Origin of the sequence: Halospina sp. K52047b (genome assembly GCF_008709855.1) — a bacterium.
Classification (GTDB): domain Bacteria; phylum Pseudomonadota; class Gammaproteobacteria; order Pseudomonadales; family Oleiphilaceae; genus Halospina; species Halospina utahensis_B.
Genome location: NZ_VYJH01000011.1, coordinates 1 through 24,027, shown reverse-complemented (window position 1 = coordinate 24,027; position 24,027 = coordinate 1). Strand labels below are relative to the sequence as shown.

Here is a 24,027-nt window from a genome sequence, read left to right as displayed (position 1 = left end):
TGCCTCAGCCTGACAACGGATCGGATGATGCACGGGAAAGCGTCGGAACGGAACGCCCCATGTAGTGATTCAGGCGGATGATCGTCAGGGGGCCGATAACCCCATCCGTCCGCAGCCCCTCGCGGCGCTGGAAGGCCGTGATCCGCGGCTCAAGCGCATCACCGGGCGCGCCGGGCTCCAGGGACAGCGCCTCCTCCGCCCTGCTCAGGGCCTGCTTCAGCCAGAGCTCACGGTTGCGGGTGCTGCCGGGCTCGATCAGCCGGGACTCCCACGGTGGTACACGCCACAGCAGCGAGTAGCCACCGAACCAGACCGTTTCCACGGCTTCACGGGAAACCCACTGCCGTTCGCCTCCCACCTCCAAGCGTGCCCGGCCAGGCTCCAGCGCCAGCAGAACCACCGACACCGGCTCTCCCTGCTGATTGATCAGTTCCAGAACGGCAGGCCGGTCGAGTACCGCCAGACGGCTCCAGTTACCCTGCCGGTGCAGGCACCCCAGCCCGCGGGTCTGGCCCCAGTCACAGGCCTGGCCGTGCTCACTCGGGCGGTAATCATAACCCCAGACATCGAACAGGGTCTTATAGGCCCGGGTGCGTGAAGCATCGGAGCTCAGCGAGCCAAGGGAAAGGCCCGCTTCCTGCTGGTTGGTGCCGGGACCGGTTTCTCGCTCAACACGCCCTTCGCCTGCGGCATCGCCTTCATCGACCGCCGGGCTCTCGGGCCCGCCCTCGGCAAGCATCAGGCCCGCCGCCACCGTCAGCACAAACACACCAACGCCCAGCCTGAACTGGGAAGCCCCTCGCCTGAACCAGCCCAGGCGGGAACGCCCCGCACGCTCATCACCACGAACCTCCCGCGCCGCTCGGCGAACGGTGGCCGCGTTCACCGTCAGGGAATTGCGGGTATAGGCGCCCAGCAGACTGCGGTCGCAGATCAGGTTGATCAGCCGGGGAATGCCATGGCTGTGCCGGTAAACCGCCGCCAGCGCACGCCGGCTGAAAATCGTGCCTTTCTGGCCCGCAACGGACAGACGGTAGGCAATGTAGTTACAGGTCTCCCTGCGGCTCAACTGATCCAGGTGGTAGCGCGCGGTGATGCGCTGGGAAAGCTGGCGGAGGCGGGGGCTGTCCAGCAGGGTTGCCAGCTCCGGCTGACCCAGAAGGGCGATCTGGACCAGCTTCTTCTCCGAGGTTTCCAGGTTCGTCAGCAGTCGCACCTGCTCCAGAACGTCCGCCGAGAGGTTCTGGGCCTCATCGATCACCACCAGCGTATGCCGGCCCTCGGCATGGGCCTTCAGGAGGTAATCGTTGAGCTGGTTGATCATCTCCATGGTCGAGTGCCGGCTGACTTCCGGAAGGCCCAGCTCACGGCCAATGGTGGCCAGGAGCTCCCGGGCACTGACCTTCGGATTGAACACCAGGGCGATATCCACATTCTCCGGAATCTCTTCCAGGAACCGCCGGCACAGGGTCGTCTTCCCGGTGCCCACCTCCCCGGTCAGCACCACGAATCCGCCCTGCCCGGAAACGCCATACAACAGATGCGCCAGCGCCTCCTTGTGGCGCTCGCTGAGGTAGAGATAGCGGGGGTCGGGCGCGATCGTGAACGGCGACTCGCGGAACCCGAAAAACTCGTTATACATTCGCTCTGCGCCGCGCCGTCTCAGCCAGCACTGACAGGTCCTTATCCCCGTCGCCTGCCGCCATGGCCTCGGCCAGCCGCTCCCGCGCCGTCGCGCTCATGGGCATGGGCACATTGCCGGCATGTGCTGCGGTCAGTGCCAGGTCAATGTCCTTGGCACCAAGCCTCAGCTTGAAGCCCTGGGGGTTGTCGTAATCCCGTTTCTCCATTGCCGGGGCATACCCCAGGTAAGCAGGGCAGCTGAAGATGGAACTGGTAATGATCTCCAGAAAATCGCCCGGCTCGATCCCGTGGGCCGCTGTCATGGCCGTGGCTTCAGCCATGGACTCGACCGCTGAAACCAGCATGGTATTGGTGGCGAGCTTGATGGCATTGGCGCGAACCGGCTCGTCACCACAGGGCCAGACTTTCGCCCCGATCCTGCCCAGCGCAGGTCGTGCCTGCTCAATCGCATCAGCAGGCCCCGCGGCCACGATGTTGAGCTTGGCGGCCGCTGCCAGATCCGGCCGTCCGAGCACTGGTGCCGCCACATAGGCTTTTCCGGCAGAGGCGTGACGTTGCGCCAGCTCAACGGCGGTCGCTGTTGAAACCGTGGCCATATTCACATGCACGGTCTTCGCAGCCATGGCCCCGATCAGATCATGCTCCCGCAGTACGGCATCGAGCGCCGCATCGTCGGCCAGCATGGTTATAAGAACATCGGCCGTGGCACATTCCGCGGGCGAGTCGGCCTGCCTGGCACCGGCGGCTACCAGTGGCTGGCATTTTTCACCGGAACGATTCCAGACGGTGACATCAAAGCCCGCATCGATGAGGTTTTTTGCCATGGGATTCCCCATGGCCCCGATTCCGATAAACCCAATCCGCATGGCATAGCCCCTATTTCCGGCACTCATTTCGACAGTTCACTGCCTGCAATCTACAACTCCAAGCTCAAATGGCCAAGGAGGACCACAGCCAGACAATACCGATCCATGCAAAACTGCATTGGGTCTTCCCCGCGAAGATCAGTAAAGTGGTTGCTAACAATACAGGACTGCTACTGTCGACTGACCCATGAAGGTACACCCATGACCCTTTCTTCCAATACCACCTTTGTGGTCAACCGCGAGAACCTCCACGAACACAGTGTTCTGGAACAGGATCCCATCCAGCCCGGGGAGCTGGCCGAGGGCGAGGTGCTGCTGGCCATTGACCGGTTCTCCTTCACCGCCAACAACATCACCTACGCCGCCTTGGGCGATGCATTTCACTACTGGGATTTCTTCCCCGTCGAGAAGCCGTGGGGCCAGATCCCGGTCTGGGGCTTCGCCGATGTGGCCGCATCACGGCATCCGGACGTGACGGAAGGCACACGGATCTACGGTTACCTGCCCATGGCGCGCCAGCTCAGGGTGCAGCCGGGGCGTGTCAGCAAGAGTGGCTTCACTGACATCGCCGCCCATCGCCAGGACCTTCCGGGCATCTACAACCAGTACGTGTTCACCGCCAACGACCCGGCCTACCGGCCGGAACACGAAGCCTTCCAGATGCTGCTGCGCCCGCTTCTGGTCACCTCCTTCCTGCTGGACGACTTCCTGGCCCGGCAGACCTTTTTTGAGGCGGAGCAGGTGATCCTGACCAGTGCCTCCAGCAAGACAGCGCTGGGGCTGGCGTTCATGCTCAACCATCAGCGTGAGACGCGCGGCGGGCCCAGGGTCCTGACCGCCCTGACCTCCCCCGGCCATGCCGGATTCGTGCGCCGGCTGGGCTATTACGACCGGGTGGTGCCCTATGATGAACTGGAGACGCTGGATGCGGACCAGGCCAGCGTCTCCGTGGACTTCGCCGGCAACGGCCAGGTGCTTGGCCGCCTGCATGAGCACTTCGCCGACCAGCTGCAGTTCAGCTCACTGGTGGGCGCCTCCCACTGGGACCAGCGCGGTGGCGGCAAGGGCCTGCCCGGCCCCAAGCCGGAGCTGTTTTTCGCGCCCAAATACTGGGAACAGGCCGCCGGGGAATACGGCACAGCCGCGCTCATGCAGCGTTTTGCAGGCCTCTGGGCGCCTTTGGTTGCGTCCATGGAAGGCTGGATGACAATCCGTGACGTGCGCGGCGCTGAGGCTGTGGCCCAAGCGTATGAGGATACCCTGGAAGGGCGCATCAACCCCGACCAGGGATTGACCCTGACGCTCGCCCCCTGACGCGGGCGTTCAAAACCTTCATTCACGGCATACCATGGCCGTGTTAGATTCATTCTGGAAACCGGGTGGCGCCACGCGCCACCGGATACGCGGACGGGCAGATATTATGAACGTAATCGTCATCGGCGCGGGGATCATGGGAACCACTTTTGCCGCCCTGGCAAAGGAAATGGCCCCCGAACTCGACATCACGATTCTGGAACGGACGGACAGTGTGGGAGCGGGCAATTCGTCCGCCTTCAACAACGCCGGCACCGGCCACGAAGCGAACTGCGAACTCAACTACACACCGGTCGACGAAGAAGTCATCTCGGTCGATAAAGCCCTGAAGATTCACGCGCAGTTCAATGTCGCCAAACAGTACTGGGCATACCTGGTCAGGCAGGGCATCATCAACGACCCCAGAACGTTCATCAATCAAACCAAACACTGCACCATCGTCCCATCCCAGGCCATTGACCTGTTAAAACTGCGCCACCGGGACATGTCCGCGCATCATTTCTTTGAGCAGATGCGCTACTCGGAAGACTTTGATGAGATCAAGCGCTGGATTCCCTACACCATGGAAGACCGGCCCCGCCATGAAAAAATGGCGGCCACCGTTGTCGAAACCGGCACGGACATCAATTTTGGCGCCCTGACCAGCCAGATCGCGAGCCACCTGGTGCAGGACCTCGGCGTGACCATTGAACACGGGGTGCATGTGAAGCGGGCCCACCGCAGTCCCACAGGGAGCTGGCTCGTCGAAGCGTATCGCCACGGAGAGCCCGTGCAGTACAAAGCCGATGTGCTGTTCGTTGGTGCCGGCGGCGGCGCCTTCCCGCTGCTGAAGAAAAGTCACCTGCCGTTCCGCAGCCGCTACGCGGGATTCCCCGTGGGTGGGCGCTTCCTGCAGGCCGAGATCAGCGCGGAAGAGGCCAAACGTTACACCGCCAAAACCTACGGTAAGGCGAAAGTCGGCGCGCCGCCCATGTCCGTGCCGCACCTGGACCTGCGGGTGGTGGATGGCAAGCATTACCTGCTGTTTGGCCCCTTCGCCTCGTTCAATCCCATCCTCGAGAAAGGCCGCGGCTTCTTTGATTACCTGCGGGCTCTGCGCGTGCACGACATCCCCAGCCTTCTCTCCGTGGCGATGGAACACTTCCCGCTGGTGAAGTACCTGCTCTCCGAATCCTTCAAGGGCAGCAAGAGCATGTTCGAGGAGCTGGAGCAGTTCGCACCCGGTATGAGTAAGAAGTTCGACTGGAAGCCCATCCAGGCCGGCCAGCGGGTGCAGATCATCAAGGACGGCGACCTGCAGATGGGAACCGAGATCGTTGTGTCCGAGGATAAGACCTATGGAACGCTGCTGGGGGCCTCACCGGGTGCCTCGGTCTCGCCCGAGGTAATGCTGCGCTGCCTGGAACAGCTGCTGCCATCCATCTTCTCGACGGAAGAGGCGCAAAAGAAACGCAAGGAGATCTTCCCTGAAGACGACCTGGAAACGCTGATCCATAACGCCGAGCGATACCGGGCCATCCGGGATGAGGTCAACGGGCAGCTGGGGATTGTCCCGCGGGATTCAGATCGCCCTGACCCGGAATGAGCGGCCTTTCAGTTTGCCGTCACGCAGTTTCTGCAGGGCGGGCTTGGCCGCTTCGCGTGCCACGGCCACATAGGCCCAGTTCTCGGCGATATCGATCTTACCGACCTGCTTACCGCCAATCCCGTTGTCGCCGGTAAGGGCCCCGAGCACATCGCCGGGGCGGACCTTCTGCTTCCGGCCGCCATCAATCTGCAGCGTCACCATCGGCGCCTTGTAGGCGCGCTCCTCAAGCCGTTCAGACGGCGGCAGTGACTCGGGCTCAATGCTCAGATCCAGTTCGGCCTCCAGCCGGACCACCTTATGGCTCTCTTTCTCGGTATACAGGGTGTAGGCGCTGCCCTGCTCCCCGGCGCGGCCCGTGCGGCCGATGCGGTGCGTGTGGGCGTCGCTGTCGCGGGCGATGTGGTAGTTGAACACCGCGTCCAGCGCGTCAATGTCCAGCCCCCGGGCCGCCACGTCCGTGGCCACCAGGATCGAGGCGCTCTGGTTCGCGAAGCGCACCAGGGTCTGGTCGCGCTCCTTCTGCTCCAGATCCCCGTGCAGGGCCAGGGCATCAAAGCCGTGCCGGCAGAGCTCATCCGCCAGATCCCGGGTATCGCGCTTGGTATTGCAGAAGACCACGGCAGAGGCCGGCCGGAGTTGCAGCAGGAGCAGGCGCAACGCGGTCATGCGTTGCTGCTCATCCGGCAGGCGGATGAAGTGCTGGCGGATACTGCTGTCGTCGTGGCTTTCCTCCACCTGGACGCGAACCGGGTTGTGCATGTGGCGTTCCGCAACGGCCTGGATCGCATCGGGGAAAGTGGCGCTGAACAGCAGGTTCTGGCGCTTGCCCGGAACACTCCCGAAAACCGCCTCAAGGGCGGACTCGAACCCCATGTCGAACATCCGGTCCGCTTCATCCAGCACCAGGGTTTCCAGTCGGCCCAGGTCGAGGGTGCGCTTGCGCAGATGATCCTCAATCCGCCCCGGCGTGCCCACGATGATGTGGGCGCCATGCTCCAGCGAGCCGATCTGCGGCCCAATGGGCGTGCCACCGCACAGGGTCAGCACCTTCACGTTGGCCGTCGCCCGGGCAAGCCGGCGGATCTCCCGCGCTACCTGGTCCGCCAGCTCCCGCGTGGGGCAAAGCACCAGGGCCTGAACCTGAAAGCGCTCGGCATTGAGCCGGTTCAACAGCCCCAGACCAAAGGCCGCGGTCTTGCCCGAACCGGTCCTGCCCTGCCCGATGACGTCCTGCCCGGCCAGGATGGGCGGCAGGCTCTGAGCCTGGATCGGCGTCATGGTCTCGTAGCCCAGCGACGACAGGCTCTCAAGCAGCGCCGGCTGCAGCCCCAGGGTGGAAAAAGACATCTGGCTCAACGTAGGAGGTTCCTTGGCTCATGGGATGGTGGCGCAGGATAAAGCAGATATCAGGGGCGGGACAGGTTTTCCTGCTCCACCAGTGCCATACCAATGGCCAGCCCGCGGCCAAAGAAGACCCCCCATTACCGACTCGGAGGCGCCATGAATTCGGGCCCAACGGGATCATCAATGCAACGGGCCAGAATGTCATCGATTGCGGCCATCGCCTCACCATCCAGTGACCAGCCGTCGATCTCACCGACCGGATCCAGCTGCTCCGGTCTCCTGGCACCCCAGAGCGCCGTCGTCACACCGGGCTGATCCACCAGCCAGCGAAGCGCCAGCGCGAGGACGTTCTTCTGGTACCGCTCCCGGGCGAACCGGTCCAGTTCCGCCACGGCGTTCAGGTACTGGCGATAGCGTTCACCCTGGAACTTGGGATCGTTCTTACGCAGATCGTCACCGGTGAACTGGGTATCCTCGCGCATCTTGCCCGTCAGCAGGCCCCGGCACAGGGCGCCGTAGGTGATGGTCGCGATGCCGTTCTCCCGGCAATAGGGAAGGACTTCCTGCTCGATGTCCCGCTCAAACAGGTTATAGGGGGGCTGCAGGCTGTGCAGGGGCACGGTCTTCTGCAACTCGTCCATCTGCGCGGGCGTGAAGTTGCTGACACCGATGGCGCGGATCTTCCCGGCCCGGTAGAGCTTTTCCAGCGCCCGGGCGGTCTCCTCCATGGGCGTCTCCGGATCCGGCCAATGGACCTGGTAAATGTCGATCCTGTCCGTCTGCAGACGCCTGAGGGAATCGTCTACTTCCTGTTCAATGCGCGACGCACTCGCGTCCCGCCAGACTTTATCGTGATCATCGTTCCAGTTCAGGGCGACTTTCGTGGCCAGCGCCACCTGATCCCGACGACCGTCGGCCAGCGCCTTGCCCACAATCTCCTCGGAGCGCCCGAAACCGTAAACCGGCGCCGTATCGACCAGACCGATCCCCTTGTCGATGGCCCTGTGGATGGTATCGATGGACTGGGCTTCGTCCGTACCACCCCACATCCAGCCACCAATGGCCCAGGTGCCGAGCCCGACGGGGGTCACCTGAATGTCTGTGTTGCCGAATGCCCGCTTTTCCATGCTTCCTCCCGTTGGCTGGAATATCATCTGGAGAAATGGCATCACTGTGAATGCCCTGTATCAGAGATGTGCGTGGGCGCGAGGGCGAATTCAACCCCCTCCCCCACCACACTCCAGAGCTGCACCAGAGTAAAGGTGACCTGCAAGCGGTCCAGCTCCCTGGATCCAGTTCAGTACCCCCAGGGACGTGGGGAGATGCCTGCTCTGCTCTTCTCTGATTTGACAGTCCGCGCATTAGAATCTATTCATATTCTAATAGAAGGCCGGTCAGTCAGGCACCGGGAAAGCCGAAACCCATCCAGGAGTGAGCGCATGCAACGTCGCCATCGACTCGGGCCCCTGCCAGCGCTGTTACTCATCGCACTGGCGCCGGCAACAGCCGCAGCCAACGATCTCGGCGAGAAACTGGCGAAGGAGGGCAATGACAACGGCGCGGCTGCCTGCGTCACCTGCCACGGAGCCGATGGGGGCGGCAACGGCGCGGCCGGCTGGCCACGCATGGCCGGCATGAATGCCGACTACCTCGCCAAGCAGCTCGACGACATGGCCAGTGGTGAGCGCGACAACGCCACCATGAAACCCATCGCCAGCGGCCTCTCCGCCGAGGAGCGCCGGGCGGTGGCCGAATACTACGCCGAGATGGAAGTGCCGGCGGAGGCGCCGGGCACCGATGCCGCCAAGTCCGTTCTGGAACGCGGCCAGGCTATTGCCCAGCAGGGCCTGTGGCGCAAGGGGGTTCCCTCCTGCGTCGCCTGTCATGGCCCCGGTGGTGACGGCGTGGGTGCCGATTTTCCCGCCATTTCCGGGCAGCACGCGAGCTACATCGAGAACCAGTTCACCGCGTGGCAGGACGGCAACCGCCAGAACGACCCCAATGACCTCATGGCCTCGGTGGCCAAGCGCCTGACCGAGGAAGAGATCAAGGCTGTGGCCGCCTGGTTCGCCTCGCAGCCCGCCCGTCCGTCCGCCGAATAGCCATCGTGGAGGCCATCGTGAACAAGACCCATCAGGATACCATCGGGCTCGCCCGCCACACCGCGCTGTTCCTGGCGGCCGCCCTTCTCATCCCCGCTTCGGCGCTCGCCCAGGACGATGAGACCCTCACCAAGCAGGTGGAGCTGGAAGAGGCGCCCGAGGCCAAGGGCGAGAGCTACTTCGACTACCCCGGCATGGACGAGCTGCCCGAGGGTGAGTTCGGCGAAGCCGTACGCAGCGGCATGGAGGCCTTCGTCAACACGCTGCAGCACCCGGAGGCCAAACGCCACGTAGGCAACGGCCAGAACTGCGCCAACTGCCACCTGGGTGGCGGCATGGCCGCCAACTCCTCGCCCATGTGGGGCGCCTGGGGGATCTACCCCAAATACCGTGGCAAGAACGACCACGTGAATACCATGGATGAGCGCATCCGCGGCTGCTTCACCTACTCGATGAACGCTGGAGCCTCCGAGGCCGGCGGCCCGCCGAAGCCGGACAGTCAGCTCCTGAAAGACATGCAGTCATTCATGTTCTGGTCCGCCAGGGGCGCGCCCATCGGCGAGAACCTGCCCGGGCGTGGCTACCGCAGTGTCGAGAAACCGGAGGACGGCTACTCCATCTCCCGCGGGAAGTCCATCTACGAGGCCCAATGCGCCGTCTGCCACTCCGGGGACGGCAGCGGCAAGTTCACCGCCGACGGCAAGCAGATCTTCCCGCCTCTGTGGGGCGAGAAGGCCTATAACTGGGGCGCCGGCATGCACCGCATCAACACCGCAGCCGGTTTCATCAAGTACAACATGCCCCTGGGCAAGGCCAACCCCGTGAAAAAGCACGCCGCCCTCTCCGACCAGGAGGCGTGGGACGTGTCCGCCTATATGAACAGCCATGAGCGGCCCCAGGATCCCCGCTGGGAGGGCGACAAGGCCAGCACTGCAGAGAAGTGGCATGACCACGCCTGCCTCTACAACCAGGAGGTTCGCGGCCACACCCTTGGGGAGGGCACGCAGTAACGACCCGGACATGTGATCGCGAACAGCCACAAGGAATCCATCATGAACGGCACCCACGTGCGCATCGCGCTCGCGACGGCGCTGGCCCTGGTCACCGCGCCAGCCGGCGCCGCCAACTGGCTGGTACTCAACAGCGCCGAGGCGCCCGAGGGCGCCCCGACCATGTCGGTCTTCGGCTTCATCCAGCCGACCTACCGCGACATCGACGACAGCGACAAGGCACCCAACGGTCAGCGCCCCATCTTCAACACTCTCTCCCCGGACCGCTCCAGCAGCTCCGGCTTCAACCTCTCCCAGGCTCGGGTTGGCGTGCGCGGAGCGTTGAACAATACTGACGAGGACATCCACTACTTCTTCCTCACCGAGTGGGGCAACAACGGCATCACCCGCCTGGCCGACCCCGACGGCGGCAGCCCCAGCCCCCAGCTCACCGATGCCTCCATGACCTTCCGCCATTTCGCTGGCGGCGGCAGCGACGACATCTGGGAGCCCGGTGTCAGCCTGCGTATCGGCCAGTTCCAGTGGCCGCTGGTGGACGAGGGGCTGCGCGCCATCCCCGCCTACGACTACATCAGCTTCTCGGAGGTAAGCCGGCAGCAGGTACTGGAGCGGTACGTGCGCCAGAACCCTGGTGGTAATGACGAGAGCCTCACCGGCTTCGACGGCTCCATCAGCTCCTACCGCGATATCGGCGCCATGGCCTTCGACGAGTTCCGGATCTCCGAGCACTGGGAGGGCACCTGGGCCGCCGGGCTGGGCAATGGCAACGGCATCAACCGCAGCGACAACGACGACAACCGCGACCTCTACATGCGCGCCCAGGCTGCCTACGTCTTCGACGGCGTCCACCGCGGCAACCCGCGCCGGGAGGACATCAAGTTCTTCGCCTGGGGCCAGCAGGGGGAGCGGGTCTTCGATGCCGGCGGGGACGGCACCATCGACCAAGGCGACGAGTTCGAACGCAACCGCTACGGCCTGGGCTTCCACTACTACCGCCAGCCCTGGCGCTTCTCCGGGGAGTACGTCTTCGGCAACGGCATGGTCTACAACGGCACCAATCCGCCCTTCGCGAACCCGGGTGAGGACATCGGCGACGTCACTCCGCGGATGGCCCCCGGCGAGGACAACGAGTTCGACGGCTGGTACCTGGACGCCGCCTGGTTCGTAAAGCCCAACAAGCTGGCGCTACAGGCGCGCTACGACGTCCTGAACCGGCTCAACGAATTCGATGCGGATGAATTCGCCAACCAGGGACATCCGGAGCGGCGGTTCTCCACGTTGACCCTGGGGCTGCAGTACTGGAACCACCCCATCAAAAGCCAGTGGACCCTCTCCTACCGCATCCGCGACCTGGAGGCACCCCACAACGCCGCAGCCGACGCGGTCGGCAGAACCATGGGCAACGAGATCCTTCTGCAGTACTTCCACCTGTTCAACACCGGCGGTTGAACGGAGATGGTGAACCGCACAATTTAATCAACGAGCATGAGCTCAGCCCCAGGCGCGTTGCCGCAGTTTGACCCGCGCCATCAGAGCACAGGGCGTAATAATCAGCGTCAGGATCGTCGCAAAGGCCAGCCCGAACACAATGGCCGTGGCCAGACTCAGCCACCATTCGGTAATGGGCGCCCCAAAGGCCACTTCGCGGTTAAACAGGTCAATATTCACGCGCAGCATCATGGGCATCAGGCCCAGAATCGTGGTGACGGTGGTCAGCACCACCGGGCGCAGTCGCAGCAGGCCGGTGCGCAGTATGACTTCCCGTGGGTCGGCGACGCGCTTCTGGAGCCGGTCGTGGGTATCAATCAGCACGATGTTGTCGTTCACCACAACCCCGGCAAGCGCAATGATGCCCATACCGGTTACGACAATGGAGAAGGCCTGATTCGTCAGCAGCAGCCCGAGGAAGGCCCCGATGGTTGAGACCACCACGGCGGAAAGCACCAGGGCGGCGCTGAAGAAGCTGTTGAACTGGGTCACCAGAATCACGGCCATCAGGAAAAGCGCGACGAAAAGGGCACGGAGAAGAAACGCTTCAGCAGCACGCTGCTCCTCATCCTCCCCCTTGAACTCATAGCTGACGCCATCCGGAAGCGGATCCGTGGCAAGCCAATCGCGCAGCTCGCGGACCTTATCGTCGGCGAGCACGCCGGGGGCGGTATTCGCGCGCACCGACATGGCACGAACGGCGTCCACCCGTCGCAGGTTATCCACCTTGGGTTCGGCCCGGCGCTCGATGAAGTTGCTGATGGGCACCGCTCCGCCAGCCGTGGTAACCCGGAGCTGATCCAGCTGGTCCAGGGTCCGCCAACGTTCGGGGTAGCGCACCACAATGTCGATCTCTTCATCCGTGTCGTCGGGCCGATAGCTGCCGATGCGCAATCCATTGGTGACCAGCTGGGCAGCGTTGCCAATGGTGGTGACATCAAGCCCGAACTTGGCCGCCTGGGCACGATCCACCTGCAGCTCCCACTCGATCCCGGGCAACGGGCGGTCATCCTCGATGTCCGTCAGCCCCTTCAGGGACCTGAAACGCTGGCTCACGATTCCAACCGCCTCTGGCAGGAGGCCCGGATTGTTCGCGCTCAACAGTAACTGAACCGGTTTCCCGACGGGCGGGCCGGCCTCCAGCTTACGCACTTCGACCTGAACCCCGGCCAGCTGATCCGTGCGTTCGCGAATCGCCTGCAGGATCTCATTGGCGGGCGGGCGCTTGTCCCAGTCATCAAACTCGATGGAAACACGTCCAATTACATCTTCAGCCACGTCGCCCATGAAACTGAAGCCACTGTCGCCGGCGGTGCGTGCGTAGACACTCTCGAAAGCCTCATCGAAAGCGAGCACTTCGGCCTCCACTTCGCGAACCAAAGCGTCCTTCTGCTCAACGGAGAGGTTACCCCTGGCATGGACCATCAGGGTCGCGAAATCCGGCTCCACCTTGGGGAAGAATTCGACGCCCTTACCGAAAGCACCGTAGAGCATCCAGGCAGCAAGCAGGCCCACGAGGGTAAGTCCCAGCACGCGCCCCGGATGATCCAATGCTTTGTCCAGCACCCTGAGGTAATGCCGAGCCGGGCCGGTAATCTGACTCAGGTCGCCGTTTTCAGCCGCCTGCAGGTTGCGCCGTTGCCATGCTGATTCAGCACCGGCCCTGCCCATATGGGCTCCAAGGGTGGGCACAAAGATCAGCGCCATCAGCAGGGAGGCTGTCAGCGTCGTTATGAGGGTGATGGGGAAGTAGCGCATGAACTCACCCACAAGCCCGGGCCAGAACAGCATCGGCACGAAGGCGGCCAGCGTGGTCAGGGTGGCTGACACAATGGGGCTGCTCATGCGCCGCACCGCCAGGACATAGGCACGGTAGCGGCTTTCACCGGCTGCCATGTGGCGTTCGGCGTACTCCACCACCATGATGGCACCGTCCACCAGAACCCCGATGGCCAGGATCAGCGCGAACAGCACCACCATGTTCACGGTATAACCGAGCAGATGGAGCACCAGAATGCTGGCCAGGAAGGACCCCGGAATGGAAATGCCCACCAGCAGCCCGGAGCGCAGCCCCAGTACGCCGACAACCACAACCATCACCAGCACCACGGCGCTGACAACGTGGTTCTCCAGGTCCGTGAGCATCATCTCGATGAACTCGGACTGATCCTGGCTGTAGGAGACCACCAGGTTCGAAGGCCAGTCGGCTTTCAGGGCATCAACTTTGGCGCGCACCGCCGCCACCGTATCGATCACGTTCTCACCGGTGCGCTTGGTGACCTCAAGCGTCACCGCCGGCAAGCCGTCCACGCGGGCATGCCCATCGGCGTCCTTGAAGGTCCGCTTGACCGAAGCAATGTCGCGAAATCGCACGACGGCATCGCCGTCGACCTTCACCGGCATGTTGAGCACGTCCTCAGCGGTCTCGAACAGCCCCGGCACCTTGATGGCGAAGCGCCCTTCCCCGGTATCCAGATTCCCCGTGGCCACGAGCCGGTTGGAGCGACTCAGGTACTGGATAATCTCGCCGACCTGTAAGCCGTAGCTTTCCACTTTCAGTGGATCGACAATGACCTCCACCACCTCCTCTCGCTCACCCGCGATGGTCACATCCAGCACACTGGTGATGGACTCGATTTCATCCCGGGTGGTGCGAGCCAGCTGCTGAAGCGTTCGTTCCGGCAGATCACCAGCGAGTGTGACCAGCAACACCGGGAAGATACTGGTGTTGATCTCCTCGACCACAGGGTCGTCGGCATTGGCAGGGAGTTCCGGCTCGGCTTTGTCGACAGCATCCTTAACGTCCTGGAGCACCGCATCAGCATTAAAACCGGCATCGAATTCCAGCACGATCTGACCACCGCCTTCGGTGGCGGTCGCCTGCATTTCCTTCAGCCCATCAATGCCACGCAGCTCCACCTCCATGGGCCGGATCAGCAGGCGCTCGGCATCCTCGGGTGATACCCCCTCCAGGCCCAGATGAACGAAGATGAAGGGAATGTCCACATCCGGCTCCGCCTCCTTGGCGATATCGGTGTAGGCCCAGGTCCCTGCAATCAACAAGAGCGCCAGTGCGGATAATACGGCCCGGTGGCGGGTGAACAGCCATTCAATCCAGCCGCTCATCCCGATGCTCCTGGCGCAGCCAGGCCTTCATAGGGCACGGTTTCGACCTTCTGACCGGCACTGACGAATTCCTGCCCCACGACGATGAGCTGGACCGTCTCGGGGAGTCCGGTGAGCCACACGCCCTCGGGCGTGTCACGCACAACCTCCACCGGGTAAAAGACGACCTCGCTGTTGTCGCTCACCCCCTTAACGCCGAGTGTGCCGTCATCCGCCAGAGTCAATATTGAGGAAGGCAGACGGTGGGCGACCACGGTTCCCGCAGAGAGGGTGACTTCGGCGGTAAGCCCTTCAATGATGTCCCCCTCGGGGTTGTCGATAACCACTTCAACCGGGAAGGTCCGGGTTTTTGGACTGGCGACACGCCCGACAAAGGCCACCTCGCCCTCGTGCTCGGAGCCATTGATCAGTGTCACGGTGGCAGGGCTTCCGGGCTCGATGCGATTCAGATAGCGTTCCGACAGAGAGCCTTTCACACGGATCGGGTTGAGATCCACAAGGGTGGTCACGGGTGCGCCGCGGTTCAGGAAATCGCCCACCTCAACATCCCGGGTTTCCACAACACCCTCAATGGGCGCTTTCAGCCGTGTGCGCCTGGCTTCCTCCAGCGCCATCCTGAGCTGGGCCCGTGCCGACTCCAGCGCCGCTTTTGCCCGGGCCAGCTCGTTCTCTGCAATCGAGTCCTTCTGTCGCAACGACTGCGCGCCGCGATACTCGATCTCACGCTGCTCCACCAGGGAGCGCGCCTCGAGCAAGCGAGCTTCGCGATCTTCCATGGCCAGCTCAACCAGCATATCGCCTTCGTTCACCCGATCGCCGCGCTCGAAATGGAGCTTCTGGACAACGCCGTCGGTCTCCGCTTTCACAGCCACCGATCGGTCGGCCAGCGTTCGACCACTGATGATGATCTGGTCCCGAATGGTCTGGTTGGTGGACTCCAGGACGCGCACGGACATGTGGTTATCGGCCTTGTCCGACACCGACGGCTCAATCTGGGATGTCGAATCCCGGAGCGTGCCCGAGAGCATCCAGAGAATCACGCCCAGCAGAATCAATGCAGCGGTGAGCGCTGAACGATGTTCCTGCAGGGTTGCTTTTGACCATTGTTTCATCGCGTTACTCGGGAAGGGGGCTCAAGTAGCCAGAATAATCGATGGCCCCGCATTCACAAACGATTCCAGTCAGCGAATCCCCCGCCGCATTCAGTAGGGTTTTCCCATAAAGGGCACGTCTGTGTGGCAGATTGGCTCAAGCAAAAGGATGACCCCTGAATGAGGCTGCCGGGAGACGTTCGTGGGAGGTGAACGGGCCGTTCATAATGACCGGCCCGTGATGAAACCAAATGGCGTCAGCGTGATGGGCGCACACTCAGGGATGTCGCCGCGCCCGCTAAAGGGGACAACTTATCGACGACGCGCTGAGATACCAAGGCCCGCCAGACCGAGTCCGAGCAGCGCGAGGGTGCCGGGCTCAGGCACCGAGGCTGTCACGGATACGTCATCCAGAAAGTTGCCGAGTGTTCCGTCCGGGGCGACACTGGCGAACTTCAGGCGTGAGCTGGCAGAGGTCGCCTTAAACGATCCTTCATAGACCGACCAACCTGACGTGGTGTGGTCATCCATTGTTTCGCTCAGGTTGTTGATGATCATGTCAGTAACCGCGACGCTGAAAACTTCGAGGCTGTTTACGCGAGCACGGTATGCAAACGAGAGGTCATACCATTGCCCGGTGACAGTACTGAAGTCCTGGTAGATACCGAAATCTGAACCAAGGTCGGGGTGAGCATTCAGTTCGGCGAACTGATCGCCCTCTTTGGCCTCAAAACTGACCATGCCGCTATCCCAGATTTCGATGCTGTTGCCTTCCCAATCCGGCACATCAACAGTGTCCGCGCCTTCAAAATATTCCCAGGTGCCCGGTGCGACATTGGGATTCTCGAAACTGCCATTACCAATCAGGTTGGCGTTTGTGGTACCGGCGGCGAGCAAAAGCGCACCGAAGAAAAGACCTTTGCGGGTGAATGCTGTAGCTTTCATGGACTGCTTCCTCTGCATGAAATTGAATGTCTCTTCCTCGGAGAGCAATTCTGAGGCCATAAAAAATAAATGCAGAGAACATAGAGGGTTAGTCCATGATCTGGCAGGTGCTGCCGGTGTTTTCCAACAATGATGTAAAAAAAGTCGACATCAGCCAGTCCCGGACACATGGGCGGGATGCATGCCCTGTTATTCGGGATCCGGCGGCTCGACTGACAACACCTCAATCTCATTTTCCAGGATATGCTGATACTCGCGAATCCTCTGGACATAACGCACCGGCTCGTAACCTCGCGCATAACCGTATTTGAGATTCTGGTAAATGAACTTCTTCGAAAGCAGGGGTAATACCTGCTTGACGTCGCCCCAGCGGTGCGGATTGAGGTCCTGTTCCCGCGCCAGCCGCTGGGCATCATGCAGGTGGCCACGCCCGACGTTATAGGCCGCCAGTGCCAGCCAGGTGCGGTCCGGTTCTTCTACCTTATCCGAGAAGCGCTCATTCTTAAGCTTCGCCAGGTATTTGGCACCCCCGAAGATACTTTGTTTGGGATCCAGCCGGTTATCCACGCCCACTTCTTTTGCCGTGTTCAGCGTCAGCATCATGATCCCCCGGACCCCGGTCGGGCTGCGGGCACGTGCACGCCAGTGCGACTCCTGGTACCCCTGGGCGGAAAGCAGAATATAAGGAAGATCGTATTGTTCAGCGGCCGTCTCGAAATAGCTTCGGTATTTCGGGTAGCGCTCGTCGACCCTGCGGATCAAACGGCGCGTGTCCACGTAATCAAAAACCTCAAAGTAGCCGTAATAATGCTCTTTCACGACCTCCAGACGCCCGCTCTTCCTGAACGATTCCAGCATAGCTGCTATCCGCGATCACAGTAAGTTCCAGCCCCACCAGCTCCTCAACAGACTCGGGCTGGACGTTATCGCGACGGCACACAACCTGCTGGGTCACATCCTGGTAGGGCGGCCCGAAACGAAAGCGTTCCTGGCGTTTGGGGGTGATCGTCAGTCCAGCCGCAGCCAGATCCCCTTCGCCGTTTTCAATGCCTTCGATGATGGAGCGGATCGACGGCTTGATGTTGTATGACACGTCAACACCCAAGTGCGAGGCAAAGGCCTCGACCATATCGTACTCGGGCCCCGTGGGTTTGCCATCCCGCCCCAGATACCAGGTGGTCGGCGCATTACGGGTCAGCACCACCAGTGTCCCCTCCTCCTTGATGGCCTGAAGGGTACGGGCCTGCCCCTGATCATTTGTGCAGCCAACCAAAGCCACTATGGCCGCCAGAAACACAATACGCCTGACTCGGTACATACGCCGCTCCGAGAGAAAGACAACACAACAAAGGGTAGTATGTGTTTCCTTTAAACACAGTCAAAACATTGCTTGAGTACGAGGAATACGACAAACCGGCGGCGGCGATGACGCGGTGCGCGGCCTGGAAGCATTCTGTCAGGGCGCGCCGCTGCAACGCCTCAAGGCTCAACCCTCTCTAAGGGATTCTTCTGCAGCTTTAGCGATGTAATCGCGACGCTCGTCATCCAGGGCAGACACAAACTCCTCGGCCTCAAACGCGTCCAGAACTTCCTGCTCATCCTGTTCCAATTTGATGTTGTCCATATTCCCTCCACCACTCAAATAACGTTTTCAAGCTTACGCAGGATCGCATCACAAGTCCCCTCCCCGGATCGATCCAGGTTCAGCTCTCGCCAGCGTACAGCGGGAAGCTTTTCGGCTCCTTGGAGCCCAACCAGCTCCCAGTCCGGTTTACGTTGGTAAAATGACCGAAGAAACTGCTTGTGGGAATCCGGCATGTTTTTCACAACGTCCGCGATCACCTGTTCCCTGGCCTCTATCAACTGTTCCAGAGTTACCCCGTCATCAGCCATACCAGCAAAACTCTGCATGAAATCCTGGGTGATGTCCTTCCGGATTGGATCAAGCAGGGAATGAGGCGAGTGGTCATGACTGACCAAATAGACGATCAGCGCGGCTCGAAGCGACTCATTGATCCCTTCGGTCGCGAGTAGATGGTGAACGTCAAACAGATCCCTTGGGTGCTGACGATCCAGGGCCGCAATAATCTTCCCGGCATAGAGATCCGCAAAGGAAAGAACCTGTGCCTCTGCAAAGCCAAAATCATCTTCCACCGACTGTGAGACCGGCATCCATTGAGCCTCATAGACCGCGCCTCTCAGGACCGGAGTCACCTCAATTTTGATCTGTACACCATCCCGGGAGCGGATGAGCAGTTTGGTGATCTCATCCTGGCTGGCGGGTGTTGACCGCGTTATCCGAGCGTCAGGCTCTGAGGACTGGATACGGGATTCAATGCGCTTCAGTGCCGCGTCGATTTCGGCCCATGAACGAGCCCATGGCTCGATGGGCAGATAGGTCAGATCGATGTCCACCGATAGACGGGGCATATCCCTGAGAAAGAGATTGATGGCAGTGCCGCCCTTCAGGCCGAAACAATCCTCCTCAGCCACATGCGGCAGGATTCGAACCAGCAACTCAACCTGACGGCGATATTGCTCGTTAAATGCCATTGCCTTCCTCCCTGGCAAATTCAGTGGGTACGGTAATTTGATATTCCTGGTCCAGGACTCCCCCCTTAACCAGCATTCGCTTCCCGGATCCCAGATCAATCCGGCTTCGGTCGATCCGCCGCAGCCACGTGTGACGTTCGCGGTCAGCGAAGAAAAAGAACAGCCGTTTCACCTTGATGCTGCGCGTGGCTTCCAACAGCGACTGCAAGTACCGGGGCCGAAGGTTGCCCAGCCCTTCCATGAACTTATCCGCCATGTGAAAGCTCGCCCGGTTCGGTAACTCATCCAGGAACTCCAGGTAGGCGCGCTCAGGCGTGGAAACGATCAATGGCCAGTTCCAGTGCCCCCAGGAACTAACCCTTACGCCTCCCGGAAGCGGTGTCCCACTTCCAGCGGAAGAGTTGGTCAACGAGGTTGCCCAGGAAGGCACTTCCACGGCGGGCAGAAACCGCTGACGGTTATGCACCACAAACTCCGGTTCAACCGGAAGTTTGTTCACCCAGCCTGGCAACTTCACATCCGAGTAAAGATGGACCTGCAGCTGCTGGAACGGGAGATAATGAGCATAGCCCTGAAATTCCAGAGCAGTGCGGCCACCTACTGAAACCGGGTACTGCAGCAGGGTCTGGAGGGAGATTACAACCTGCTCCCAACTCACCTCCCCTCGCGGCCGACGAAACACACCTCGTACCGGCTGCTCCAGCCAGCCAGCAGTAACGTACTGACTACGTAGCGCACGGGAATAACCATGCCGCTCCAGCCACGCCGCATCCACCAGGAGGCCTTCCGGAAGTAATTGGGTTAACTCGTTTAGCTTTTCTCTATTTCGTATAGCCATGCTTAACAAAATAGAGAAATCTTAAACCAGCTACAACCCTAACTGGTTCTGATCAAACCGTAGGCCTCCAAACATGCGGCAAAAACCGAAATTCACCACTGTCCTCGGCCAGATGACCAATCCCCGGAAAATCCAGATGGTGCCCGGCGATCAGTTCCCGGAATGGTCCGGCGAGTGGCCCGGTAGCACGCTCTCAGGATCTACTGTTTAGAGGCTTACAATCTCCTTTTCAGGGTACCTTTCGCTCCCTGATCGTCCAGACGGTGCCAGCTATTGCTCCGAGTATGGAGGGCATAAAAGATAGGAAACCTGGCTCTATGGCAAGCCCCCGATACAGTAGACACCTGAGAGCGTTACACTAACGCAAAGCCAGCAGGTGTTGAGAATGAGCGGGCAGCGCTACTCCGAAGAGTTCAAGATTGAAGCGGTCAAACAGGTGACCGAACGGGGCCACAAGGTCTCTGATGTGTGCCGGCGACTGGGGGTGACCTCCGGCAGCCTCTACAAGTGGATCAAGCACTACGGCGATACCGACAGCCAGCATCAACAGATCAGTGATCAGCAGGCCGAGCTGCGGCGCATGAAAGCGGAACTTCGCCGGGTTACTGAAGAGCGGGACATCTTAAAAAAGGCCGCAGCGTTCTTTGCCAAGGAGTCCGAGTAAAGTATCGCTTCATCAGGGCTCACCAGAAGCAGTTCCCTGTCCGGGCCATGTGCCGGGTTCTCAACGTCCATTTCAGCGGTTTCTATGCGTGGCTGCATAACCCGGAAAGCCCCCGCACCAAAGCGAATCAGCGGTTGCTGGGACTCATCAAACAGTCCTGGCTCGAAAGCGGCTGTGTCTACGGGTATCGCAACATCACCCTGGATCTGAAAGACCTGGGAGAGCATTGCAGCAAGAACCGGGTCTACCGGTTGATGCGCTGCGAAGGCATCCGGGCGCAACGGGGCTACAAGCGCCACAGAGGCTATTATGGCGGCAAACCGGCCCATGTGGCACCGAACCACCTCAACCGGGATTTTCAGGCCAGCAGTCCGAATGAGCGGTGGGTCAGCGACATCACCTACATCCGCACCCATGAGGGCTATCTGTACCTGGCCACGGTGGTGGATCTGTTTTCCCGCCAGGTTGTGGGGTGGTCCATGAAACAGCGAATGTCCACGGATCTGATCATGGATGCACTGCTGATGGCCTCATGGCGGCGGCGCCCCAAACAGACCGTTCTGATCCATTCCGATCAGGGGGCCCAATACACCAGCCGGGAATGGCAGCACTTTTTGAAGGAGCACAATCTGGCGCCGAGCATGAGCAGGCGCGGCAACTGTCACGACAATGCCGTGGCCGAAAGCTTCTTCTCACTGTTGAAGAGTGAGCGGATCAAGCGCCGGATCTACAAGGACCGGGAAACGGCCCGGCGCGACATCTTCGATTATATCGAGATGTTCTATAACCCCATCAGGCGACACGGTACCAACGGCGGCCTGTCTCCGATGGAGTTCGAAAAGCAGTACTTCGAGCAGCTCTCAAGTGTCTAGAATATCGGGGGCTTGCCACTATTCCTGACAGACAATTGCTCGCCGCGTGGCTGCTGCCTATGGGCCAGCAGCCGTCGATTCCGAGGATAATCAAACCGCCCAGCAGTGCGAGAACGAGAGTAAAGCTGAAAGTGGAGATGATCCAAAGGAGCACCGTTTTCTCGGATACGAACTTTTCCAGCATCGCCGAACACCACTGTACGCAGCTTCTAGTTTGTTTTTCTGCGCTTGAGAAGCATATTGGTCCTGAGTTCAGGTTCTACTTTTCCATCGGCGCGGATCACGGCGTACGTGCATAACCGCAATCACCACAACCGAATCCCCGGTAACCACATAATGAACGCCAAAAGGAAATTTCCTGATCAGAGCTCGGCGTGAGTCTCTGTGAACAACAGGGTAAAGGGAAGGATTCTCACTGATGCGATTCAGTGTCTGCTCCACCGAATCCATGAGTTCATGCCCCAATCCCTGGCGCTGCAACTCATACCATTGGGCTGCGTCTTCAATATCCCTCTCGGCGTCCGGACGAATCCGAACGTTGTAAGTCATAGTCTCCGGCGTATTCCTTCCAGAACTGTTCCAGCATCACTGCCTGATTGGCCATCCTGCTCATAGGCATTCAGCCTTCGATCCAGCTCTTCCCGCTGTGCCTGAGTCAACTCAAGCTTTTGCTGATCCTCAGCGATGCTGTCCCAGACGTCTTCCACGAGCTGGATACGCTCGTCGATGGGCAAGTCTCTGATACCTGAGTTCATAAAACACCTCCTGAACCAAAACGATACCGCACCGAAAAGATAAGGGGAATACTGCGCTCAGGACCTGGGCGCGCTAAAGCTTAGGCCTCCAAACATGTGGCAACCCCAAACCCACCCCTGGAAAACCCGAATGATGCCCGCCGACCAGTCCCCGGGACTTGGCCGATCCAGTCAAGATGCGGTGGGTAGTAGCGGCCTGAGCAGGATTGCGCGAAGATGAACCATGAATAGGGGTACGGAGAGGCACCAGTGAGAGAAAAGCCCGTTATGGACGAATCCGATCAGCAGGCACAGGGCCAAGAGGTCAAAAAGGGCTTCAGTGGCTGGCAGGTACTGGGGATCGTACTGCTCGCCATGGTTGTCACCGCCGGTGTCAGTTACTGGGTCTTGAGCCAGTATGTCTTTGTTGAAGCGTTCGAGCCCGTTGAGCTGAACACCTCCGAACAGCGAACACTCCAGAGCAAGCTGCACGTTCTGGGCGTTGATTCGCAGGCGCCCTCAAGCCCTGCAGTGGAACCCGAACCCTACAGCGAGGAGGGCGCCAGCAGGGAGGTTCGCTTGAGTGAGCGTGAACTCAACGGGATGCTGGCGAACAACACCGATCTGGCCCGGAAGCTGGCCGTTGATCTGTCCCAGGACCTGCTCAGTGTCGTGCTTCTGGTGCCGCTTGAAGAGGGTTTTCCCGTGCTCGGCGGGCAGACCCTGCGGGTTCATGCCGGTGTGGAGCTGGCCGTTAACAACGACAAGCCCGTCGTCAGACTCAAGGGCGTCAGCGTCATGGGCGTGCCCCTTCCCAACGCGTGGCTGGGCAACCTCAAGAACGTTGATCTGGTCAACGAGTTCGCAGACGATCCGGGATTCTGGCGATCCTTTTCAGAGGGCGTCGACAGCGTCCATGTTGAGGACGGTCAACTGGTTTTGAAGCTCAGGGAATAACGGTTCCCTGTCCCAGAGGAGACTCGCCATGGGCCGACGCCAGAGCCTGGTGCTTGCCGCCTGCCTGCTGCCCATGGCTGCACAGGCCGGCGTGGAGCTGACCCCGTTTGCCGGATACCGGCTGGGCGGGGATTTTGAAGTCCGCACTGCCGGCGCCAGCACCACGGAGGATCTGACCTTCGACGACTCCCGCAGCCTGGGCCTGACTCTGAACGCGGATCTGGCGGAACCAGGCAAACAGCTGGAACTCTACGTCGCCCGCCAGGAAACCCGGGTCCGTTCCTCCGAGCCCCTTTTCACCCCGCCGGCGACTGCCCTGGATGTGGTGATCTACCAGTTGCAGCTCGGGGGCCTGTATTTCCCCGAAGGCGGGACGACCGGCCCATTTGTGTCCGGTGTGGCAGGCCTGACCCGGCTGGAGCCCAAACCGGGTGGCTTCAGAGACCATAACCGTGCCTCCATCTCCCTGGGCGGAGGCTACAAGCTGCCGCTGAACCAGAACCTGCTGATGCGAATTGACCTGCGAGGCATCTACACGGTCCTCGACAGCGGCGGCGCTGTGTTCTGTTCCGGCGGGTGTACCGCCGTCTTTGATAGCAGTGGCTTTATTCAGGTGGAAGCGAGCGCCGGGCTTACGTTGCGTTTTTAATCGACTGAAGGAAGACCAGTCTTCTGAAAATTTACATGACACCCGGCGCCCAAAAGCATGCTGAAAGACGCGGAGGAGCACGAGGTGATTGAAATCGAGGAAGGCATAAACGGTTACCTGTTCCGCTCGGATGCCAGGAACACAGCCTACATTGCCGACGAACAGAGTGAGCGAATCGAGGTCAACACAGGGGTCGCATCCACTGATCTGCTCAATTGACAGTTACCAACGCAGGTTCTTAG

Annotated in this window: 23 protein-coding genes; 9 read left to right on the top strand and 14 right to left on the bottom strand. The window is 60.8% G+C overall.

Features of this window, described 5'->3' with window-relative positions; translation table 11 throughout:
* Positions 1-4: 4 nt before the first annotated feature.
* Complete coding sequence (locus tag F3089_RS12775; RefSeq protein WP_151441183.1) at positions 5-1,642, bottom strand: AAA family ATPase; 1,638 nt, start codon at positions 1,640-1,642, stop codon at positions 5-7.
* Positions 1,635-2,537, bottom strand: a complete 903-nt coding sequence (locus F3089_RS12770; protein WP_425356586.1) for an NAD(P)-dependent oxidoreductase — start codon at positions 2,535-2,537, stop codon at positions 1,635-1,637. Before F3089_RS12770 ends, F3089_RS12775 begins: the two co-directional genes overlap by 8 nt.
* Positions 2,538-2,711: 174 nt before the next feature.
* On the opposite strand from F3089_RS12770, the gene F3089_RS12765 reads away from it, so the two are divergent.
* Positions 2,712-3,824: a DUF2855 family protein gene (locus F3089_RS12765; protein WP_192497377.1), complete on the top strand. Its 1,113-nt coding sequence runs from the start codon at positions 2,712-2,714 to the stop codon at positions 3,822-3,824.
* A 106-nt stretch (positions 3,825-3,930) separates the two neighbouring features.
* Positions 3,931-5,409 carry a malate:quinone oxidoreductase gene (locus tag F3089_RS12760; protein WP_151441180.1) on the top strand — a complete coding sequence of 493 codons (1,479 nt, stop codon included), beginning with the start codon at positions 3,931-3,933 and terminating at the stop codon, positions 5,407-5,409.
* Here F3089_RS12760 and dbpA read toward each other — a convergent pair.
* Together dbpA and F3089_RS12750 are read right to left on the bottom strand one after the other, a co-directional pair.
* The gene (gene dbpA, locus F3089_RS12755) at positions 5,386-6,759 is read right to left on the bottom strand and encodes an ATP-dependent RNA helicase DbpA (protein ID WP_192497384.1); all 1,374 of its coding nucleotides are present in this window, start codon (positions 6,757-6,759) and stop codon (positions 5,386-5,388) included. The genes F3089_RS12760 and dbpA overlap by 24 nt on opposite strands.
* 134 nt (positions 6,760-6,893) lie before the next feature.
* Positions 6,894-7,883 carry an aldo/keto reductase gene (locus F3089_RS12750; RefSeq protein ID WP_151441178.1) on the bottom strand — a complete coding sequence of 330 codons (990 nt, stop codon included), beginning with the start codon at positions 7,881-7,883 and terminating at the stop codon, positions 6,894-6,896.
* A gap of 312 nt (positions 7,884-8,195) precedes the next feature.
* On the opposite strand from F3089_RS12750, the gene F3089_RS12745 reads away from it, so the two are divergent.
* The 3 genes from F3089_RS12745 to F3089_RS12735 are packed head-to-tail and all read left to right on the top strand — an operon-like array spanning position 8,196 to position 11,317.
* Positions 8,196-8,858 carry a c-type cytochrome gene (locus F3089_RS12745; protein ID WP_192497376.1) on the top strand — a complete coding sequence of 221 codons (663 nt, stop codon included), beginning with the start codon at positions 8,196-8,198 and terminating at the stop codon, positions 8,856-8,858.
* 17 nt (positions 8,859-8,875) lie between these two features.
* Positions 8,876-9,868, top strand: a complete 993-nt coding sequence (locus F3089_RS12740; RefSeq protein WP_225741756.1) for a c-type cytochrome — start codon at positions 8,876-8,878, stop codon at positions 9,866-9,868.
* A 42-nt stretch (positions 9,869-9,910) separates the two neighbouring features.
* On the top strand, positions 9,911-11,317 hold the full coding sequence (locus F3089_RS12735) for a putative porin (protein WP_151441176.1): 1,407 nt from the start codon (positions 9,911-9,913) through the stop codon (positions 11,315-11,317).
* Between the two features lie 42 nt (positions 11,318-11,359).
* Here F3089_RS12735 and F3089_RS12730 read toward each other — a convergent pair whose 3' ends face one another.
* The 8 genes from F3089_RS12730 to F3089_RS12705 all read right to left on the bottom strand — a co-directional run bounded on the left by F3089_RS12730 (position 11,360) and on the right by F3089_RS12705 (position 19,909).
* Positions 11,360-14,482 carry an efflux RND transporter permease subunit gene (locus F3089_RS12730; RefSeq protein ID WP_151441175.1) on the bottom strand — a complete coding sequence of 1,041 codons (3,123 nt, stop codon included), beginning with the start codon at positions 14,480-14,482 and terminating at the stop codon, positions 11,360-11,362.
* Entirely contained in the window at positions 14,479-15,594 is a 1,116-nt protein-coding gene (locus F3089_RS12725; protein WP_151441174.1) for an efflux RND transporter periplasmic adaptor subunit, read from the bottom strand. The genes F3089_RS12730 and F3089_RS12725 overlap by 4 nt, the downstream gene beginning before the upstream one ends.
* A 291-nt stretch (positions 15,595-15,885) precedes the next feature.
* A complete protein-coding gene (locus tag F3089_RS12720; protein ID WP_192497375.1) occupies positions 15,886-16,518 on the bottom strand; it encodes a DUF642 domain-containing protein in 633 nt (210 codons plus the stop codon).
* A 189-nt stretch (positions 16,519-16,707) separates the two neighbouring features.
* Positions 16,708-17,376 (bottom strand): transglycosylase SLT domain-containing protein, encoded by a 669-nt coding sequence (locus tag F3089_RS12715; RefSeq protein WP_225741755.1) that lies wholly within the window; start codon positions 17,374-17,376, stop codon positions 16,708-16,710.
* Positions 17,309-17,836: a transporter substrate-binding domain-containing protein gene (locus F3089_RS16080; RefSeq protein ID WP_225741754.1), complete on the bottom strand. Its 528-nt coding sequence runs from the start codon at positions 17,834-17,836 to the stop codon at positions 17,309-17,311. The genes F3089_RS12715 and F3089_RS16080 overlap by 68 nt, the downstream gene beginning before the upstream one ends.
* A 168-nt stretch (positions 17,837-18,004) precedes the next feature.
* On the bottom strand, positions 18,005-18,142 hold the full coding sequence (locus F3089_RS15910) for a hypothetical protein (RefSeq protein ID WP_160897676.1): 138 nt from the start codon (positions 18,140-18,142) through the stop codon (positions 18,005-18,007).
* A 14-nt stretch (positions 18,143-18,156) separates the two neighbouring features.
* Positions 18,157-19,071, bottom strand: coding sequence for a nucleotidyl transferase AbiEii/AbiGii toxin family protein (locus tag F3089_RS12710; protein WP_151441172.1), 915 nt, complete (start codon positions 19,069-19,071; stop codon positions 18,157-18,159).
* Complete coding sequence (locus F3089_RS12705) at positions 19,061-19,909, bottom strand: type IV toxin-antitoxin system AbiEi family antitoxin domain-containing protein (RefSeq protein ID WP_151441171.1); 849 nt, start codon at positions 19,907-19,909, stop codon at positions 19,061-19,063. The genes F3089_RS12710 and F3089_RS12705 overlap by 11 nt, the downstream gene beginning before the upstream one ends.
* A gap of 385 nt (positions 19,910-20,294) precedes the next feature.
* Here F3089_RS12705 and F3089_RS12700 point away from each other — a divergent pair.
* Positions 20,295-21,445 (top strand): IS3 family transposase gene (locus F3089_RS12700; RefSeq protein ID WP_151441170.1). Its coding sequence is split into 2 segments (ribosomal slippage): positions 20,295-20,538 and positions 20,538-21,445, totalling 1,152 coding nucleotides; the frame shifts between segments, so codons are not numbered across the junction.
* Positions 21,446-21,697: 252 nt separating this feature from the next.
* Here F3089_RS12700 and F3089_RS12695 read toward each other — a convergent pair.
* Both F3089_RS12695 and F3089_RS12690 read right to left on the bottom strand, forming a co-directional pair.
* Entirely contained in the window at positions 21,698-21,994 is a 297-nt protein-coding gene (locus F3089_RS12695; RefSeq protein ID WP_151441169.1) for a type II toxin-antitoxin system RelE/ParE family toxin, read from the bottom strand.
* On the bottom strand, positions 21,991-22,200 hold the full coding sequence (locus F3089_RS12690; RefSeq protein ID WP_151441168.1) for an addiction module protein: 210 nt from the start codon (positions 22,198-22,200) through the stop codon (positions 21,991-21,993). The genes F3089_RS12695 and F3089_RS12690 overlap by 4 nt, the downstream gene beginning before the upstream one ends.
* Positions 22,201-22,467: 267 nt before the next feature.
* On the opposite strand from F3089_RS12690, the gene F3089_RS12685 reads away from it, so the two are divergent.
* The 3 genes from F3089_RS12685 to F3089_RS15905 are packed head-to-tail and all read left to right on the top strand — an operon-like array spanning position 22,468 to position 24,004.
* The gene (locus F3089_RS12685; protein WP_151441167.1) at positions 22,468-23,136 is read left to right on the top strand and encodes an arginine N-succinyltransferase; all 669 of its coding nucleotides are present in this window, start codon (positions 22,468-22,470) and stop codon (positions 23,134-23,136) included.
* 28 nt (positions 23,137-23,164) lie between these two features.
* A complete protein-coding gene (locus tag F3089_RS12680; RefSeq protein WP_151441166.1) occupies positions 23,165-23,785 on the top strand; it encodes a porin family protein in 621 nt (206 codons plus the stop codon).
* Positions 23,786-23,842: 57 nt separating this feature from the next.
* Positions 23,843-24,004 (top strand): hypothetical protein, encoded by a 162-nt coding sequence (locus F3089_RS15905; RefSeq protein WP_192497374.1) that lies wholly within the window; start codon positions 23,843-23,845, stop codon positions 24,002-24,004.
* Positions 24,005-24,027: the final 23 nt, after the last annotated feature.